This window comes from Microbulbifer sp. YPW16, assembly GCF_021290385.1.
GTDB lineage: Bacteria > Pseudomonadota > Gammaproteobacteria > Pseudomonadales > Cellvibrionaceae > Microbulbifer > Microbulbifer zhoushanensis.
Genome location: NZ_CP089928.1, coordinates 865,904 through 881,224, shown reverse-complemented (window position 1 = coordinate 881,224; position 15,321 = coordinate 865,904). Strand labels below are relative to the sequence as shown.

Below are 15,321 nucleotides of genomic sequence, written 5' to 3'. Positions count from 1 at the left end.
CTGGCCAAACCAGTTGGTGACCGAATCGTCGAACGTTGTTCTTGGGCTCTGTCGGCCGGATTTGCCTCGCAGAATAGCAGCGGCCCCCGGGCCGGGCAGTGACCATATCGGCCGAAATCTTTGGCCGGATTGGGGGCGGGGTGCTGTCTTGATTGGGCCCGGAGGGTGCCGGACCGGGAGGGATCAGGTCTGGAAAAGCTCCATCAGCTCCCCGCGCAGCCAGATGCTGGCGGGATCCTCATGCTGGTTTTTGTGCCAGAGCAGGTGCCAGTCCAGCTGGGGTACCTGGAATGGCAGTTCGAACAGGCGCACCGGGTACTGGTTGGCGAGGATCGCTGGAACTGTCAGGGCCAGGTCGGTGCGCATGACCACTGCCGGTGCCACCCAGTAATGCTGCACCCGCAGGCGGATATCGCGCCGGCGCCCCAGCTTGTTCAGGGCAATGTCCACCAGCCCGGGGCCGCTGCGCCGGCTGGAAACGTGGACGTGCTCCAGCTGCAGGTACTGCTCCAGTGTCAGGCCGTCTTGTTCCGCCAGTGGGTGGTCGCTGCGTAACATGCACAGGTAGCGGTCGTTACTGAGGCGCTGCTGGTGCAGCTGTGGCGCGGAAACCAGCGGAATGTCCAGCCCGAAATCCAGGGTGTTGGCCGCAAGCTCTTTCACCAGCTGGTCCCGCGGCACATAGAAGGACTCCACTGAGATGCCCGGGGCCCTTTCCTGCAGGCGCTCCAGCAGACGCGGTAGCAGGAGGGTTTCGGCCATGTCATTCATGGACAGCCGCAGTGTCTTGCTGGCGGTAGCGGGATCGAACTGGGCCTGCTGGTTGAGGCTGCCCCCCAGAAGAGCCAGCGCCTGGTGGACCTGGGGCATGATGCGCTCGGTCAAGGGTGTGGGGTTCATGCCACTTGGCGTGCGGGTGAACAAGGGGTCATCCAGGCTGCGGCGGAGCCGGGCCAGGGCATTACTGACGGCGGGCTGGGTAATATGCAGTTGCTCTGCGGCCCGGGTCAGGTTGCGCTGGCTGTAGATGGCGTCCAGCACCAGGAAGAGATTCATATCCATCTGTTTGAGTTGCATGGTGCGCCCTGCTGTTGCCCGCTGCTGTAATCACGGCCGTGAATGGCTGGATATTCGCACAATAAACTTTAATGATTCAACTGGCAGCGTTAGGGTGAAATCCTGGTTGACAGGGGAGAAGCAGATTGGCCGAGTTCTTTACCGTGCGCCACGGGCAGGCTTCGTTTGGCGCCGCTGACTACGACAAGCTTTCCGAGCTGGGCTGGCGCCAGGCGCGCTGGCTGGGCGAACACTGGATGGAGCAGGAGGCGGGCTTCGACCGGATATTGTGCGGGGACCTGAGACGCCACCGGGAAACCGCCAGCGGGATCTGCGAAGGAGCTGGGCTGGACCATGCCCGCGTCGAGCTGTTGCCCCAACTGAACGAGTTCGATTTCCAGTCAGTAATGCGCACCTATGGGGAGCTGGATCCCGCGGCGATACCCGATCGCGGCGCCGGGCGGAGCGATTACTACCGCTTCCTGAAAAAGGCCATGGGTGCCTGGATTCGCGATGAGATCGCTCCGGGGGAGAGCTGGGCTGCATTTGAACAGCGCATCGGTGAAGCCCTGGCCGTCCTGTCGGACAGTCCCCGCGGTAGCCGCACACTGGTGGTGAGTTCCGGAGGTGCCATTGCGATGATGGTGCGGTCGGTGATGGCGGCCGGGCCCGAGGCGGTCATCAAGCTGAATATGCAGATCCGCAATACGGCGATCAGCCACTTTTTCTCCAGTCCCGGTGATATCAGCCTGCACAGTTTCAACCATATCCCCCATCTCGAACGCCACGACCGGCGGGAATTCATAACTTACAGCTGACCACTTCCGGGTCGGCCCCGAACAGGTAAGGAAATCGATCATGCACTTCGAATATTCCGACAGGGTCCAATCTCTTCTCGAGCGCCTGCGTGCGTTTATGCTCTGCCATGTGTATCCGAGCGAACAGGCTTTCCTGGAGCAGCTGCAGGCGGACCGCTGGGGTGAGCCGCCGGTGATGGAGCAACTCAAGGCCCGGGCGCGGAAAGAGGAACTATGGAACCTGTTCCTGCCGGACCGCAGGTTTGGTGCAGGCCTTACCAACCTGGAATATGCGCCGCTCGCCGAGGAAATGGGCAGGGTGCTGTTCGCTTCCGAGGTATTCAACTGCAGCGCCCCGGATACCGGCAACATGGAAGTATTGGCGCAATACGGCAACCCGGAGCAACAGGCGCGGTGGTTGCAACCTTTGCTAGATGGCGAGATTCGCTCTGCTTTTGCCATGACCGAGCCGGCCGTGGCTTCATCGGACGCGACCAATATCGAAACCTCGATCGTGCGCGATGGCGACGACTACGTCATCAATGGGCACAAGTTCTATATCAGTGGCCTGATGAACAAGCGCTGCAAGATCATGATCGTGATGGGGAAGACAGACCCGGACAACCCGAACCGGCACCAGCAGCAGTCGCAGATCCTGGTGCCCACCGACACCCCGGGAGTCCGGATTGTGCGGCCAATGACGGTCTTCGGATATGACGATGCGCCCGAGGGGCATGCGGAAGTCGTGTTCGAGAATGTGCGGGTGCCGGCAGCGAACCTGATCCTGGGTGAGGGGCGGGGATTTGAAATTGCCCAGGGGCGCCTGGGCCCGGGCCGTATCCATCACTGTATGCGCCTGATCGGCCTGGCGCAGCGGGCGCTGGAGATGATGTCGCAGCGCGCTGAGCAGCGCGTGGTGTTTGGCCGGCCGATGAGCAAACAGGGGTCGGTGCGGGAGGATATTGCGCGCTCAGCCTGCGAAATCGAGCAAGCGCGGTTGCTCACCCTGAAAGCGGCGGACCAGATGGACCGTCACGGCAACAAGGCGGCCAGGGACCTGATTGCCATGATCAAGATTGTTGCCCCACAGATGGCCTGCAATGTAATCGACCGGGCGATCCAGATCCATGGAGCCGCGGGCCTGGGGCAGGACCTGGTGCTGGCCCACGCTTATGCTTATGCCCGCACAATCCGGCTGGCCGATGGGCCAGACCAGGTACATATGATGCAGCTGGGCCGCAACCTGGCCGCCCGCTACGGTGCCCTTGTGAAGTAAACCCAACAAACCTGAAAAAAAGAGATAAAGGGTGGCGCGACAGCGCCCCGGGGAGGTTGAGATGACAGAGAGCAATACCCTGGAAGAGCAGTCCGGTATCGACCAGTTACCCCTGGAGGCCCTGGGACAATACCTGGCTGACCAGCTCCCGGGCTTTTCTGGTCCGATCAGGGCGACCAAATTTTCCGGAGGCCAGTCGAATCCCACATTCAGGCTGGAATCGCCGTCCGGGACCTATGTCCTGCGGCGCCAGCCGCCGGGCAAGCTCCTCAAGTCCGCCCATGCGGTGGACCGCGAATTCCGGGTCTTGCGCGCACTGGCAGACACGGCGGTACCGGTGCCGCAAGTCCTGCACCTGTGTGAGGACCGCGAACTGATTGGCTCCATGTTTTACATCATGGAGTATTGTGAAGGGCGCATCTTCTGGGATGCGGCGCTGCCGGAAGTGGATAACGACCAGCGCTCGGGTATTTACGAGGAGATGAACCGGGTACTGGCCGCCATGCACAGTGTAGACATCGAGGCAGTGGGGCTGGCGGATTACGGCAAGCCCGGGAACTATTATCAGAGGCAGTTTGATCGTTGGAGCAGCCAGTACCGGGCATCGGAAATTGATCCGATTCCCGCGATGGACCAGTTGATCGAGTGGCTGGACGGGCACCTCCCCGGGGACGACGGCCGTGTAGCTCTGGTGCACGGTGATTACCGGCTCGACAATATTGTGTTCCATCCGGAGCGACCACAGGCCACTGCCGTGCTGGACTGGGAGCTGTCGACGCTGGGGCACCCGTTTGCGGACCTGGCATACCAGTGCATGCAGCTGCGCATGCCTGCCAGCGGCGAAAAAATGTCGGGACTGATGGGGGTGGATCGGCAGGCGCTCGGCATTCCCTCTGAGGCGGAGTATGTGGCCCGTTATTGCCAGCGAATGGGTATCGAGAAGATCGACAACTGGGCATTTTACCTTGCGTTCAGCTTTTTCCGCCTGGCTGCGATTATCCAGGGGGTGGCCAAGCGTGCGCAGCAGGGCAATGCGTCCAGCAAAAATGCCGCGCGGATGGGCGCCCTGGTGGACCCGGTGGCCCGGTTCGCGCTGGATGTGATTGAAAAAGAATACTGACAGGAAAAGTACGGAGAATCGATGATGTCCACGAACCTTTTTGACCTGAGCGGCAAAATAGCGCTGGTAACGGGCGCCAGCCGGGGTATTGGTGAGTCTATTGCAAAACTGCTGGCAGAGCAGGGCGCCCACGTCCTGGTTTCAAGCCGCAAAATGGAAGGTTGTAAGGCGGTGGCCGATGCCATCGTCGATGCCGGTGGCCAGGCGGAGGCGGTCCCCTGCCATATCGGCAATATGGAGGATATCCAGCGGGTGATTGGTGAGATCCGCCAGAAGTTCGGACGCCTCGATATCCTTGTTAATAACGCCGCGACCAACCCCTATTTTGGCCATATTCTCGATACCGACCTGGGCGCATTCCAGAAGACTGTCGATGTAAATATCCGCGGCTACTTCTTTATGTCAGTGGAGGCGGGCAAGCTGATGCGCGAGCAGGGTGGTGGGGTTATCGTGAATACCGCCTCGATCAATGCCCTGCAGCCCGGCGTGGGCCAGGGCATTTACTCCATTACCAAGGCGGCAGTAGTGAATATGACCAAAGCCTTTGCCAAGGAGTGTGCCCAGTTCAATATCCGCGTAAATGCCCTGTTGCCGGGACTGACCAAGACCAAGTTCGCCGGTGCCCTGTTCTCCCATGAGGATATTTACAAGACTGCCATCGGGCACATACCCATGCACCGCCATGCGGAGCCGGAGGAAATGGCTGGCACAGTATTGTACCTGGTCTCCGACGCCTCCAGTTATACCACAGGTGAGTGTGTGGTGGTCGATGGCGGCATGACGTCCTGTGGAGGGATCTGATATGAAACTGGACCCGATTCTGGATTTTTCCGGCCGTGTGGCGCTGGTGACCGGGGCTGCCAGCGGTTTCGGTGCCCTGCTGGCCCGTGAACTCGGTGCCCGGGGTGCGGGGCTGGTGCTGGGCGATATTAACGAAACCGTCCTGATGGCGCTGGCAGATGAGCTGGGCAGTACCGGGGTAGAGGTGCGGGCGCAGCGGTGTGACGTGTCTCGGGAAGCTGACTGCGCGGCACTGGTGGATGCGGCTGCGAAGGCGTTCGGGCGGCTGGATATCGCAGTCAATAATGCCGGTGTGGCGCCGCCGATGATGTCGGTGGAAAAGACCAGTGAAGAGGAAATGGATCGACAGTACAACATCAACCAGAAAGGGGTTTTCTTTGGCATGAAGCACCAGTTGCCGCTGATGAAAAAGCAGCAGTCGGGTACTGTGCTGAACGTCTCTTCCATGGCAGGGCTGGGCGGTGCGCCCAAGATCGCCTCTTACGCGGCGGCCAAGCATGCCGTTATTGGCCTGACGAAAACTGCGGCAATTGAAAATGCCAGCCATGGGATTCGTGTCAATGCCGTCTGCCCGTTCTTTACCCTGACGCCGATGGTGACGGATATCGAAACCCCGGATGGGGTGAGCGCGCAGGACTTCCAGGCATTCCTGGCGGCGGGCTGCCCGATGAAACGCCTTGCAGAGCCGGATGAGGTGGTCAGTGCCATGCTGATGTTGTTGTCCCCGAAGCTGACCTACGTTACCGGCCAGGCACTGGCGGTAGATGGGGGCGTATCCGCCTACTGAAATACAGACCGTTCAAGTCCGCCTGGCCGCGTTGAATGGTGAGTATGGGAACAACAGAGAAAAGGAGCGGCATATGCCAACAGCGATTCTCAGTGATGACCTGCAACAGTTTATCGGCCACGAACCGGAGCCCACAGGCTGGATGACTATCGACCAGTCGCGTATCAACGCGTTCGCCGACTGCACCGGGGACCACCAGTTTATTCACGTGGATCCGGAAGCCGCCAGTAAAACCCCATTCGGTTCCACCATTGCCCATGGCTTCCTTACCCTGTCCCTCCTATCCCATTTTGCTGAGCAGCTGCAGATCGGCATCGACGGGATGAGGATGGCGGTTAACTACGGCCTGGACCGGGTGCGGTTTATTAACCCGGTCAGGGTAAACCAGCGCGTCCGGGTCCGGGCCCGGGTGATGGATATTGTCGAAAAGGCCCCGGGGCAGTTCCAGGTCAAGCTTGAGATGACCATGGAAATCCAGGGTGAGGAAAAGCCAGCCCTGATTGCCGAATGGTTGGTAATGCAGTTTACCGGAGACTAGCTGAGGAACATTCAATGACTATCCGATTTGATGGGCAGGTTGCGATCGTCACCGGGGCCGGTAATGGTCTTGGCCGGTCCCATGCGCTGGAACTGGCCCGCCGCGGCGCGCGTGTGCTGGTAAACGATCTCGGGGGTGCCCGGGACGGTAACGGTGCATCGATGAGCGCGGCGGAGCAGGTGGCTGAGGAGATCGTCGCGGCCGGCGGTGAGGCCATTGCAAGCGGTGCCAATGTTTGCGACTACGAGCAGGTAGAGGGAATGATCGCGGCCGCGGTCGAAAACTGGGGACGGGTCGATATCCTGGTGAACAATGCCGGGATCCTGCGGGACAAGTCATTTGCCAGGATGGCAATCGAGGACTTCCGCAAGGTAATCGATGTGCACCTGATGGGCTCGGTGCATTGCACTAAAGCGGCCTGGCCGCAGATGCGGGAGCAGGGTTATGGCCGGATCGTGATGACGACCTCGTCGTCCGGTCTATATGGCAATTTCGGGCAATCCAATTACGGAGCTGCGAAAACCGCCCTGGTCGGCCTGATGAATACGCTGTGCCTGGAAGGAGAGAAATACGGAATTCGCGTGAACTGCCTTTCCCCGACGGCCGCCACACGCATGACCGAGGACCTGATCCAGGACACGCGTGTACTGGACCTGATGACCCCAGAATCGGTAACCGCTGGCCTGGTCGCGCTGGTCGCCGGGGAAGCACCAAACCGCACGATCCTGTGTGCGGGAGCGGGCGGTTTCGCCCAGGCCCGGATCCTGGAGACCGAAGGTATTTACTTGCCGCCTGGTGAGCAGACCGGCGAGAACGTCCTCGCGGCCCTCGAGGAAATCGGGGATGAGACCGGGCAGCGGGAACTGGTCGGCGGCTTTAACCAGACCCTCAAGTTCGTACAGAAGGCCGCGGAAGCGCTCGAGGTTGACCTGGCGTGAGCTACCCGTATTACCGGGTGTAGAACGACGCCGCCTGGTCGGTGTCTAAAATGGAGAGTTGACGAGGTTTTGGCTGATGCGCGCACTGATATGCAATGAGTATGGACCGGTAGAAACGCTGGTGATTGAGGACCGCGAATCCCCTGTCCCCGGTGACACGGAGGTCAGGATCGATGTGCGGGCAGCGGGGCTCAACTTCCCGGATGTACTGGTCATCGCCGGGAAATACCAGGTAAAGCCGCCGTTGCCGTTTATCCCCGGTGGCGAATGCGCCGGTGTAGTGAGCGCCGTGGGCAATAAAGTCAAACGCTTCCGCGTCGGAGACAAAGTCATTGCCATGCCCGGCATGTCGGCGTTCGCGGAGCAGGTAAATGTCGACCAGAACCTGTTGGTACCGATGCCTGAAACCCTGAGTTTTGAGCAGGCGGCGGGTTTCTGTATTACCTATGCCACCTCCTACTATGCGCTGAAGCAGCGCGCTGCGCTGCAAGAGGGCGAAACCCTGGTGGTCCTGGGAGCCGCAGGGGGCGTTGGAGTGACGGCAATCCAGTTGGGTAAGGCGCTGGGAGCGCGTGTGATTGCCTGCGCCTCGAGCGCCCGCAAGCTCGAATTCTGCCGGGAGGCGGGAGCCGACGAGCTGGTTGATTACAGCCAGGAGGACCTGAAGGCGCGCATCAAGGAGCTGACCGGTGGCCGCGGTGCCGATGTGATCTTTGACCCGGTGGGAGGCGAATATACCGAACAGGCCTATCGCTCTATCGGTTGGTGTGGGCGCTACCTGGTAATCGGCTTTGCGTCCGGGGATATCCCCCACCTGCCCATGAACCTGCCTCTGCTCAAGGCTGGCGACATCATGGGCATATTCTGGGGCAGCTGGGCACAGCGGGATCCCTCTGCCAACCTGCAGAACTTTGCCGAGTTACTGCAGATGGTTGAGGAAGGGCGCCTGAACCCGATAACCACTGAGGTATTCAGCTTTGAGGAGTTCCGCGACGCATTTGCGGCAATTACCGAGCGCCGTGCCCGTGGTAAGGTGATCCTGAGCATTACCTGAGCGAGCACGGCTCCTGATTGACAGCCAGGGTGCCGGGCCGCTGTCAGGGCGTCGGCAGCAGACGGCAATGCCGGCGCGCTTTCCGGGCCAGGTCCGCGGGAAGACGGGCATCCAAAACTCCCCGTTGCTCTTTTCGCCACTGCTCACACAATGTCACGTAGTTACCCGCTCGCACCTCCCCGCGGAGAGCAAACCACTGGTCCCTCTCAACGGGCGTTGGTGCCTTTTGCTGCATCTGCCAGTTTTCCAGCGGATCTGTGCCGGTGCCAGTTGAGCCTCCGGGAGTCAATGCACCCAGGTACTGGGCCGGGTGAATCAAAAGTACCAGCACGGCTACAGCAGCGAAGCTGCCGGCGGCACCGGAGGCAAGACGGCTGTTACTGGGGGCCGGCTTGTACTGGCTGGCCTGCTGCAATATACGCTCATCCAGGTTCTCCGGCGAGGCCAGCTGGCTGGCCGCCTCCCGGTACTGGCTTTCCCAAACACTCATACAGTCACCTCCGCGATACGCCACGGCTGCCGCCGCGGTCCATGCAATATCTCCCGCAATTGTTCCTTGCCGTCATGGTAATGATCGCGACATTGTTTCAGCGAGATTCCCTCGATATCCGCAATTGTGGCCAGTGGCAGCTGGCACTCCATGTGTAGCAGGACAATATTCCGAAGCCGGCGGGGCAGTTGCTGGATGGCCTCCAATAAGGGGGCCCCGGGTGGCCCGGCCCTGGAGGTCGCAGGGCTGGTTTCCAGTGTTTCTTCCGGATGGCGGCGCAGCAATCGGTTGAGGCGGATAAATAGCCAGCTCCGCAACAGGCGCCCCTGTAAGGCGGGAGGATGCTCGAGCAGGCTGGTCCATAGCTCCTCGAGGACTCGACTGGCATAGTTGAAATTCATCTGTGCACAGTAACGATAGAGCGAGTCCTTGTACCGGGAGTACAGGTGCTGGAAGGCCCCGAGGTTGCGTGTCGAGTGATAAAACTCGAGCAGCGCCTCGTCGTTAAGGTGCTGGTAATGTTTGCGGGACAAGTTATCGCGCCTCCGTGCGCTTCCCAAATCCGCTCGTAAACAATTCGGTTGCGAGCATGGGCCGGCCGATCACTGGCGGCCGGAAACCGGTCATCTTTGCCCGTCGTCTTTTCGCTGTGAATGCTGTGCGAAAGAATGCTGACGTTTATCGCTGTTATCCCCGTCGGCGTTGCTGCGGGGTAAATCACTGCTTGTGGGTTTCCTGCGGCTGCCCAGGTAGAGAGCGGCCAGTCCCAGGAGGACCTCATCCACGAACGGCAGCAGGTCGGGGACAAACAGATCGACGATGAATACAGCGCAAATCCACTTGAATAACTGTGGGTGCCTGAGTCGACGGGCGTATGAAAGGAACCAGCCGACCAGGGCGCTCGGGAGCACTTTTTTCATGGCGTTCCCGCCTCCTGCCTCGGGTGAGTATAGTTGGCTGGCCGAAAAGCTTTGTTTTAGTAGACTCCGGCTACGCCAGATTTACTGACTGGTACGTGCCGACTGGTTTGGAGCCGCTGGTTCAGGCATTGGATACGTGGCGGTTACGGTATTTCAATGGTAGCGGCAGCTGTTCCGGCCCCATCTCGGCACGCAGATCCTTCAGTTTGACCCCCAGCCCCAGCAGCCGGATCGGTTCGGCACGCTTGTCCCAGCATTGCTGGAGGAGGTGCCGGAATTCAGTGGCACGCGCGTTCTGGCTGGAGCGTTCCTGGGTCATGGTGGAGAAGTCACTGTACTTGACCTTTACCCCGGCGCCGCTTATTTCGTAGCGTTCGCCCAGTTTTTCCAGCCGCTCGAGCAACCTTATATAGAGTTCAGACATCTCCTGCTGCCAGGCCTCCAGCGTGGGCAAGTCCTCACTGAAAGTACGCTCCACGCTCACACTCTTGCGGGAGCCATCGCTCCGTACCGGACGGTCATCAATACCCCGGCAGAGGTCGTGGAGACGGCTGCCAAACTTGCCAAACAGCTGGCTGAGCTCGACCCTGGTGAAATTGCGCAGGTCAGCGCAAGTCCGAATGCCGCGGCGATGCATCTTCTCTGCGGTGACCCGTCCCACGCCGTGGATCTTCTCCACAGGCAGGCGCAGCACAAACTCGTCGACCTGGTCCGGGGTAATGACCGTCAGGCCATTGGGTTTTTGCCAGTCACTGGCTATTTTGGCCAGGAATTTGTTGGGGGCGACGCCGGCCGAGATGGTGATGTTAAGGGAGGATTCCACCCGTCGGCGGATTTCGCGGGCGATCAGGGTCGCGCTGCCCTGGCAATGTTCGCTGTCTGTGACGTCCAGATACGCTTCGTCCAGGGACAGCGGTTCCACAGCATCGCTGTAATCAGCGAAAATTTCCCGGATCTGGGCACTTACCTCCCGATATTTTTTCATATTACCGGGTACTACAATGAGGTCAGGGCACAGTTTTTTTGCCTGCGAACTGGGCATGGCAGATCGGACCCCGTAGCTCCGGGCCTCGTAATTGCAGGTCGAGATCACCCCGCGACGGTCACTGGCACCCCCTACCGCCAGCGGCCTCCCGCGCAGGTTGGGGTCGTCACGCATTTCTACCGAGGCGTAGAAGCAGTCGCAGTCGCAGTGGATGATCTTCCTCATGCTGGGATTATATACAGTGCTGTTGCCGGTCGGGAAGGCTGATTAGCACCCTGACTGGTAATTCACGGCGCTTTGGGAGAAGGATTATGAGTCGGATACCCCTGGTGCAGAGACCTGCCGATGAAGCGGTGGAGAAAGTCTTTGCCGAGATCGAGGATGAGCTTGGCTCTATCCCCAATATGTTCCGCGCCTACGCGCATCACCCTGAGCTGCTGCGGCTGAAATGGGAAAAGTTCAAGGTGTTGATGATGCATGGTTGCCTGTCAGTCAGGTTGAAGGAGAGTATTGCCCTGGTGGTGTCCGCGGACAACCGCAACGAATATGGCATAGCCAGGTACAGTGAGTTGCTGCAGGAGCGGGAGGTGGACCCAAAGGAAATCCTGCAAATCCGGCTTGACCCCGATCATGCGCACCTTTCCCCAAAGGAGCATGCACTGCTGGAACTCGCGCACCACGCCAACCAGACCCCATACGACCATGGGGAGAAGTATATTGATGCCGCCCGGCGGGAGGGGGCCAGCGATATGGAAATCGTCGAGGCTCTGGGTGTTATGGAGTTTATGACCGGTGCCAACCGGTTTCTGGAAGTGCTGGACGTTACCCTGGATTAACCTGGGCTAGTCGGCGAAAGGTTGGCCAGGGGGGGGAGTGGTCGAATGCTAGCTGGCAACAGGGGCGCCGCATGGCGCCCCTGCCTGTTTCTTGGATTGGTTGGCTTATTTGGAAACGGTGACCAGCTCACCGGATTCGAAATCAACCTGGACCATCTGATTGAACTTGGCCCCGAGTAGCTGTCCGCTCTCGGTTATGGCCAAATCCAGGATGCTGCGGTTGTCCACCAGGCCATAGCCGAAATATCGCCAGGGCATTGCTGAACAGCTGCCGGCTTCCAGGTCAAAGCGCAACAACTGATCGCCGGTAATCCACATCACCGGCCGGGCCGGGTCCATGGTGATACCCTGAATGCCTCCTATATTGATATCCATGGCATCCTGCCCGTTTGCGTCCAGGCAGCTGTCGAGAAGCAAAGTTAATTCGCCCGTTTCCGGCGAGTAGCTATGGATATCGCCATTGGCCTGCGATGCGATGTACAGGTTGCCCGAGGCGTTGTCCATGGCCACATCCACCGGGACATCGATGCTGCTGGAGGAATAGACGTTGGTTATCACCTTTGTAGCGAGGTCCACTGCCATCACAGCGTCATTGCCGGTTTCGGTGACGAGCAGGCGGTTCGAGGGCAGGTCCAGGGTGCTGCCGGTAAACTGGTAGGACGATCCGGCGCAATCGTTGGTGGAGGCAGTTGCCGGGGCGACAGGGGTAACTTGCCCGGTTTCAACGTCCACTTCAACTACGGCGTGATCGAACGTGGCGAACAAGCGGCCACCCTCCGGGTCGTAATCCAGGTCGCTGGCGATATGGTTGCAGTCGTGGTCGAAGTACGTGATGACATCTCTGTCGCCGGTTAGCAAGTCAACCGAGAACAGCACTGCCCTGGCATTGCCGCCGTCGTCTAGCAAGAACACCCGGCCGTTGGCCTCGTCAAGTTGCAGTGCGCGGGGGGCCAGCAGGTGTTTGCCGTTGCCCACGCCGTTTGAGGCAAACTCACTGCGAGTGCCGGTCTCAAGGTCGACAGAGAATATATAGTTGTAATCTGAATCGGAGACCAGGAGTCGGCTGTTTACCTCGTCCACCCCAATGGAGCTAACCTGGGCAACATTGAACTCAAGTTCGTCGGCTTCCAGTGACAGCACCTCTTGAGTTCCTTCAATCAGGTTGGCACGGGCAATTCCATCGTAACCGGCCATGTATGCCCATGTTTCGGTGGTGTCGAGGTCAATTCCTGCGAGGAGGAGGTTGAAGGCATCAGTTACAGCCTGGGAGTCTGCGCCGTCATAGTCGACCAGTTGCAGGCTGTCATCCCCGTTGTCATCGCCCCAGTGGCCGTTAAAAAGCAGCATTCCATTCTCAGCCAGCGCAAAATTATCTGACGCTACTTTTTTGCCGCTATCAGTGGTGCCGTCGACAACTGTGGCCATCGTAGAGCTGCCAAAGTCATAACGCAGGATCACGGACTTGTTCAGGGAATAATCTGAGGCAGAAAAGTAGGTCAGCAGAATGAAAAGGCCACTGTTGTCCGAAGAAACGTGGGTCTCACGTACGTTGGCGAAGGACCATTCGGCGGGGTCCAGCTGCAGGGGATAGCCGATCAGGAACTCTTGCTCTTTCGTATCCAGAGAGATGCCGGTGATTTCCAGCTGGTCGCTGAACAGGTTAGTGCAAATCATCTGGTCCCGGTCGGTGCGCAGTCCCAGCCCCTGGCAATATGGCTGGTCATTGAATTTCAGGGATTGGTAACTGTCATCGTCCAGCCCCATGATCACGATCTGGTCGTGCCAGGGCTGTCCTACCAGGCGGCGTCCTTCGGTATCCATTACAAACTGGATCGGCACGGCTCGCCTGATTACCTGTGCGCTGTCTGCAGACGACTCCACATTACCAGCTTCATCCTCGGTCTCCACCACAATAGTGGTATCTGCATTGTCGCTCAGCTCTATCGTCGCTTCCCACTCAACCTGGTCGCCGCCGGTGTCCGCGGTACCCGAGCCCACAGGTGAGCTCGAAGAGAGGGGAGAGGGATACGCAAATGCCTGCACAGCCGTTGATGAGAGGGTTGCCTCTACACCATTGACTCTTACTGCAGTGATCTTGTCAGAGTCACTTGCGACGCCCTTGACTGTCAGGGTATTCGCATCGCTGCGGGAAACTGTCCATGGGAACAGGATGGATGCCACCGGCGCGTCAGGATCTGACCCCCCGGCCCCGGAGAAGCTGAATTCGGCATTGACTTGGCAAGCACTGGTGATAGGGCCGGTTGTATAAGCCAAGCCATCCAGGCTGCCACCGCAGCCCGTGACAGAGCTGACTTCATAGCCAGTGTCCGGTTGCAGTGTAAAGGTTGTGGTTGCTCCAGTATCAACTTCGACGCTTGCAGGAGAGATACTTCCCCCCGTGCCGGCCTGCGCGGTTACCGTGTACTGCGTTGGGGTCTGGTCCGGCGGGTTGTCAGTCGATCCTCCCCCTCCACCGCCGCCCCCGCCGCAGGCTGAGACTGTAAAAGTAAATACGGAACAGCTTAGCCACTTTTTCCAGTTCATAGGTTTTGTCACTCTTTTTGTTGTGCTTGTGCCCGGGTATTTATCATTTCTGTAAATGTTTTGGTAGTACCAGATAGCCTAATTGCATGGCCCAGCCCCTGATCCCGATAGCTGGCTAGTCCGTGAGCGGAGCGGGTGGATCCCAGTCACTGCCACGGATAAATGGGCACTATCCCCGTGCCCGGGGTTTGCTTGTGAACGGGTGCATTCTTTGTTGCGGATCGGTTCAATTTTTGATCGGGCGCAGTTGGCAAAATGGATTTGGCAATGTGCCATGGAGGCATGTGGCAGGGGTGCGTGGAAGAGTATCCGGAGGATGCGAAGTTTATTTTTTTGACAAGGATTTTTCGGCGATATGGTCGAGTGAAACCCGGAAGTTTGGAGGGCCTGGGCTGGCCCTCCAGAACGCTCAATTACTTGGGGGGTCTTTTGCGGCCGAAGATCAGTGCCAGCACGAACAGCACCAGGAAGATAAAGAACAGGACCTTCGCCGCATCTGCAGCGACACCGGCCACGCCGCCGAATCCGAAGAAGGCGGCAATGATCGCAATCACGAAAAATATAATTGCCCATCGCAACATAGTCAGTCTCCTCTGATACCGGGAGAAAATAAGCCAAGTGCACTGAGCCGGCCGCTGTCGATTGGGCACAGGCCATCGCGGATGGCTCATGGACAACAGTTATAGGCCCAGAATCGGGCGCTCACCAGCAATTTTGTTCCCGCCGGTGAAATTCAGGGGGGATAGGGTGGCGGATCAGGGGAGAGATAGGATGGCGGAAACAGAAACGGGCCGCCCCGGGCGACCCGTTTCACAATAAGGTGCTGTCTGCCTGAAAGGGGGAGTTAGCGCTCCAGGTGCTCAAGCTTGCCTTTCTTGCCGTCCCACTCTGCAGCATCAGGGAGAGGGTCCTTTTTCTCGGTGATGTTGGGCCATACCTCGGACAGTTCCGCGTTCAGCTCGATGAACTCCTGCTGGTCATCCGGCACCTCGTCCTCGGAGAAGATGGCGTTGGCCGGGCACTCCGGCTCGCACAGTGCGCAGTCAATACATTCGTCCGGGTGGATTACCAGGAAGTTGGGGCCTTCATAGAAGCAGTCCACCGGGCAGACTTCCACACAGTCGGTGTATTTGCACTTGATGCAGTTTTCCCCAATTACGAATGTCATGCTTGTCCCTC

The 15,321-nt window shown here is 59.1% G+C and carries 17 protein-coding genes and 1 pseudogene; 9 read left to right on the top strand and 9 right to left on the bottom strand.

The annotated features are described in order from the left end of the window. Window positions 1-183 precede the first annotated feature (183 nt). Window positions 184-1,077, bottom strand: coding sequence for a LysR family transcriptional regulator (locus LVE68_RS03925; protein ID WP_233005728.1), 894 nt, complete (start codon window positions 1,075-1,077; stop codon window positions 184-186). 125 nt (window positions 1,078-1,202) lie between these two features. Here LVE68_RS03925 and LVE68_RS03920 point away from each other — a divergent pair, with 125 nt between their 5' ends. From LVE68_RS03920 to LVE68_RS03885, 8 genes are all read left to right on the top strand, one after another. Next, the gene (locus LVE68_RS03920; protein ID WP_233005727.1) at window positions 1,203-1,874 is read left to right on the top strand and encodes a histidine phosphatase family protein; all 672 of its coding nucleotides are present in this window, start codon (window positions 1,203-1,205) and stop codon (window positions 1,872-1,874) included. Window positions 1,875-1,914: 40 nt separating this feature from the next. Then, entirely contained in the window at window positions 1,915-3,129 is a 1,215-nt protein-coding gene (locus LVE68_RS03915) for an acyl-CoA dehydrogenase family protein (protein ID WP_233005726.1), read from the top strand. Between the two features lie 61 nt (window positions 3,130-3,190). Beyond that, window positions 3,191-4,249, top strand: a complete 1,059-nt coding sequence (locus tag LVE68_RS03910) for a phosphotransferase (protein WP_233005725.1) — start codon at window positions 3,191-3,193, stop codon at window positions 4,247-4,249. A gap of 24 nt (window positions 4,250-4,273) precedes the next feature. After that, the gene (locus tag LVE68_RS03905) at window positions 4,274-5,050 is read left to right on the top strand and encodes an SDR family oxidoreductase (protein WP_233005724.1); all 777 of its coding nucleotides are present in this window, start codon (window positions 4,274-4,276) and stop codon (window positions 5,048-5,050) included. Window position 5,051: 1 nt separating this feature from the next. Further along, on the top strand, window positions 5,052-5,837 hold the full coding sequence (locus LVE68_RS03900; RefSeq protein ID WP_233005723.1) for an SDR family NAD(P)-dependent oxidoreductase: 786 nt from the start codon (window positions 5,052-5,054) through the stop codon (window positions 5,835-5,837). Between the two features lie 73 nt (window positions 5,838-5,910). Continuing rightward, a complete protein-coding gene (locus tag LVE68_RS03895; protein WP_233005722.1) occupies window positions 5,911-6,375 on the top strand; it encodes a MaoC family dehydratase in 465 nt (154 codons plus the stop codon). A gap of 14 nt (window positions 6,376-6,389) precedes the next feature. After that, a complete protein-coding gene (locus tag LVE68_RS03890; protein WP_233005721.1) occupies window positions 6,390-7,313 on the top strand; it encodes an SDR family NAD(P)-dependent oxidoreductase in 924 nt (307 codons plus the stop codon). A 76-nt stretch (window positions 7,314-7,389) separates the two neighbouring features. Continuing rightward, complete coding sequence (locus tag LVE68_RS03885) at window positions 7,390-8,367, top strand: NADPH:quinone oxidoreductase family protein (protein WP_233005720.1); 978 nt, start codon at window positions 7,390-7,392, stop codon at window positions 8,365-8,367. Window positions 8,368-8,410: 43 nt separating this feature from the next. Here the strand turns inward: LVE68_RS03885 and LVE68_RS03880 are convergent, their stop codons facing one another. The 4 genes from LVE68_RS03880 to dinB form a co-directional block, all read right to left on the bottom strand. Further along, window positions 8,411-8,857, bottom strand: a complete 447-nt coding sequence (locus LVE68_RS03880) for a hypothetical protein (protein ID WP_233005719.1) — start codon at window positions 8,855-8,857, stop codon at window positions 8,411-8,413. Continuing rightward, window positions 8,854-9,390, bottom strand: coding sequence for an RNA polymerase sigma factor (locus LVE68_RS03875; protein ID WP_233005718.1), 537 nt, complete (start codon window positions 9,388-9,390; stop codon window positions 8,854-8,856). The genes LVE68_RS03880 and LVE68_RS03875 overlap by 4 nt, the downstream gene beginning before the upstream one ends. Before the next feature lie 90 nt (window positions 9,391-9,480). Further along, window positions 9,481-9,777 carry a DUF6116 family protein gene (locus LVE68_RS03870; protein WP_233005717.1) on the bottom strand — a complete coding sequence of 99 codons (297 nt, stop codon included), beginning with the start codon at window positions 9,775-9,777 and terminating at the stop codon, window positions 9,481-9,483. A 121-nt stretch (window positions 9,778-9,898) separates the two neighbouring features. Then, a complete protein-coding gene (gene dinB / locus LVE68_RS03865) occupies window positions 9,899-10,987 on the bottom strand; it encodes a DNA polymerase IV (protein WP_233005716.1) in 1,089 nt (362 codons plus the stop codon). Window positions 10,988-11,073: 86 nt separating this feature from the next. On the opposite strand from dinB, the gene LVE68_RS03860 reads away from it, so the two are divergent. After that, complete coding sequence (locus LVE68_RS03860) at window positions 11,074-11,598, top strand: peroxidase-related enzyme (protein ID WP_233005715.1); 525 nt, start codon at window positions 11,074-11,076, stop codon at window positions 11,596-11,598. A gap of 105 nt (window positions 11,599-11,703) precedes the next feature. Here LVE68_RS03860 and LVE68_RS03855 read toward each other — a convergent pair whose 3' ends face one another. The 4 genes and pseudogenes from LVE68_RS03855 to fdxA all read right to left on the bottom strand — a co-directional run bounded on the left by LVE68_RS03855 (window position 11,704) and on the right by fdxA (window position 15,310). Further along, the gene (locus LVE68_RS03855) at window positions 11,704-13,779 is read right to left on the bottom strand and encodes a hypothetical protein (protein WP_233005714.1); all 2,076 of its coding nucleotides are present in this window, start codon (window positions 13,777-13,779) and stop codon (window positions 11,704-11,706) included. Between the two features lie 51 nt (window positions 13,780-13,830). Further along, window positions 13,831-14,142 (bottom strand): annotated as a pseudogene (locus LVE68_RS18205) (InlB B-repeat-containing protein); the annotation flags it as partial. Between the two features lie 413 nt (window positions 14,143-14,555). Continuing rightward, window positions 14,556-14,723: a DUF1328 family protein gene (locus LVE68_RS03850; RefSeq protein ID WP_233005713.1), complete on the bottom strand. Its 168-nt coding sequence runs from the start codon at window positions 14,721-14,723 to the stop codon at window positions 14,556-14,558. Between the two features lie 263 nt (window positions 14,724-14,986). Continuing rightward, a complete protein-coding gene (fdxA, locus tag LVE68_RS03845) occupies window positions 14,987-15,310 on the bottom strand; it encodes a ferredoxin FdxA (protein ID WP_233005712.1) in 324 nt (107 codons plus the stop codon). Between the last annotated feature and the right edge of the window lie 11 nt (window positions 15,311-15,321).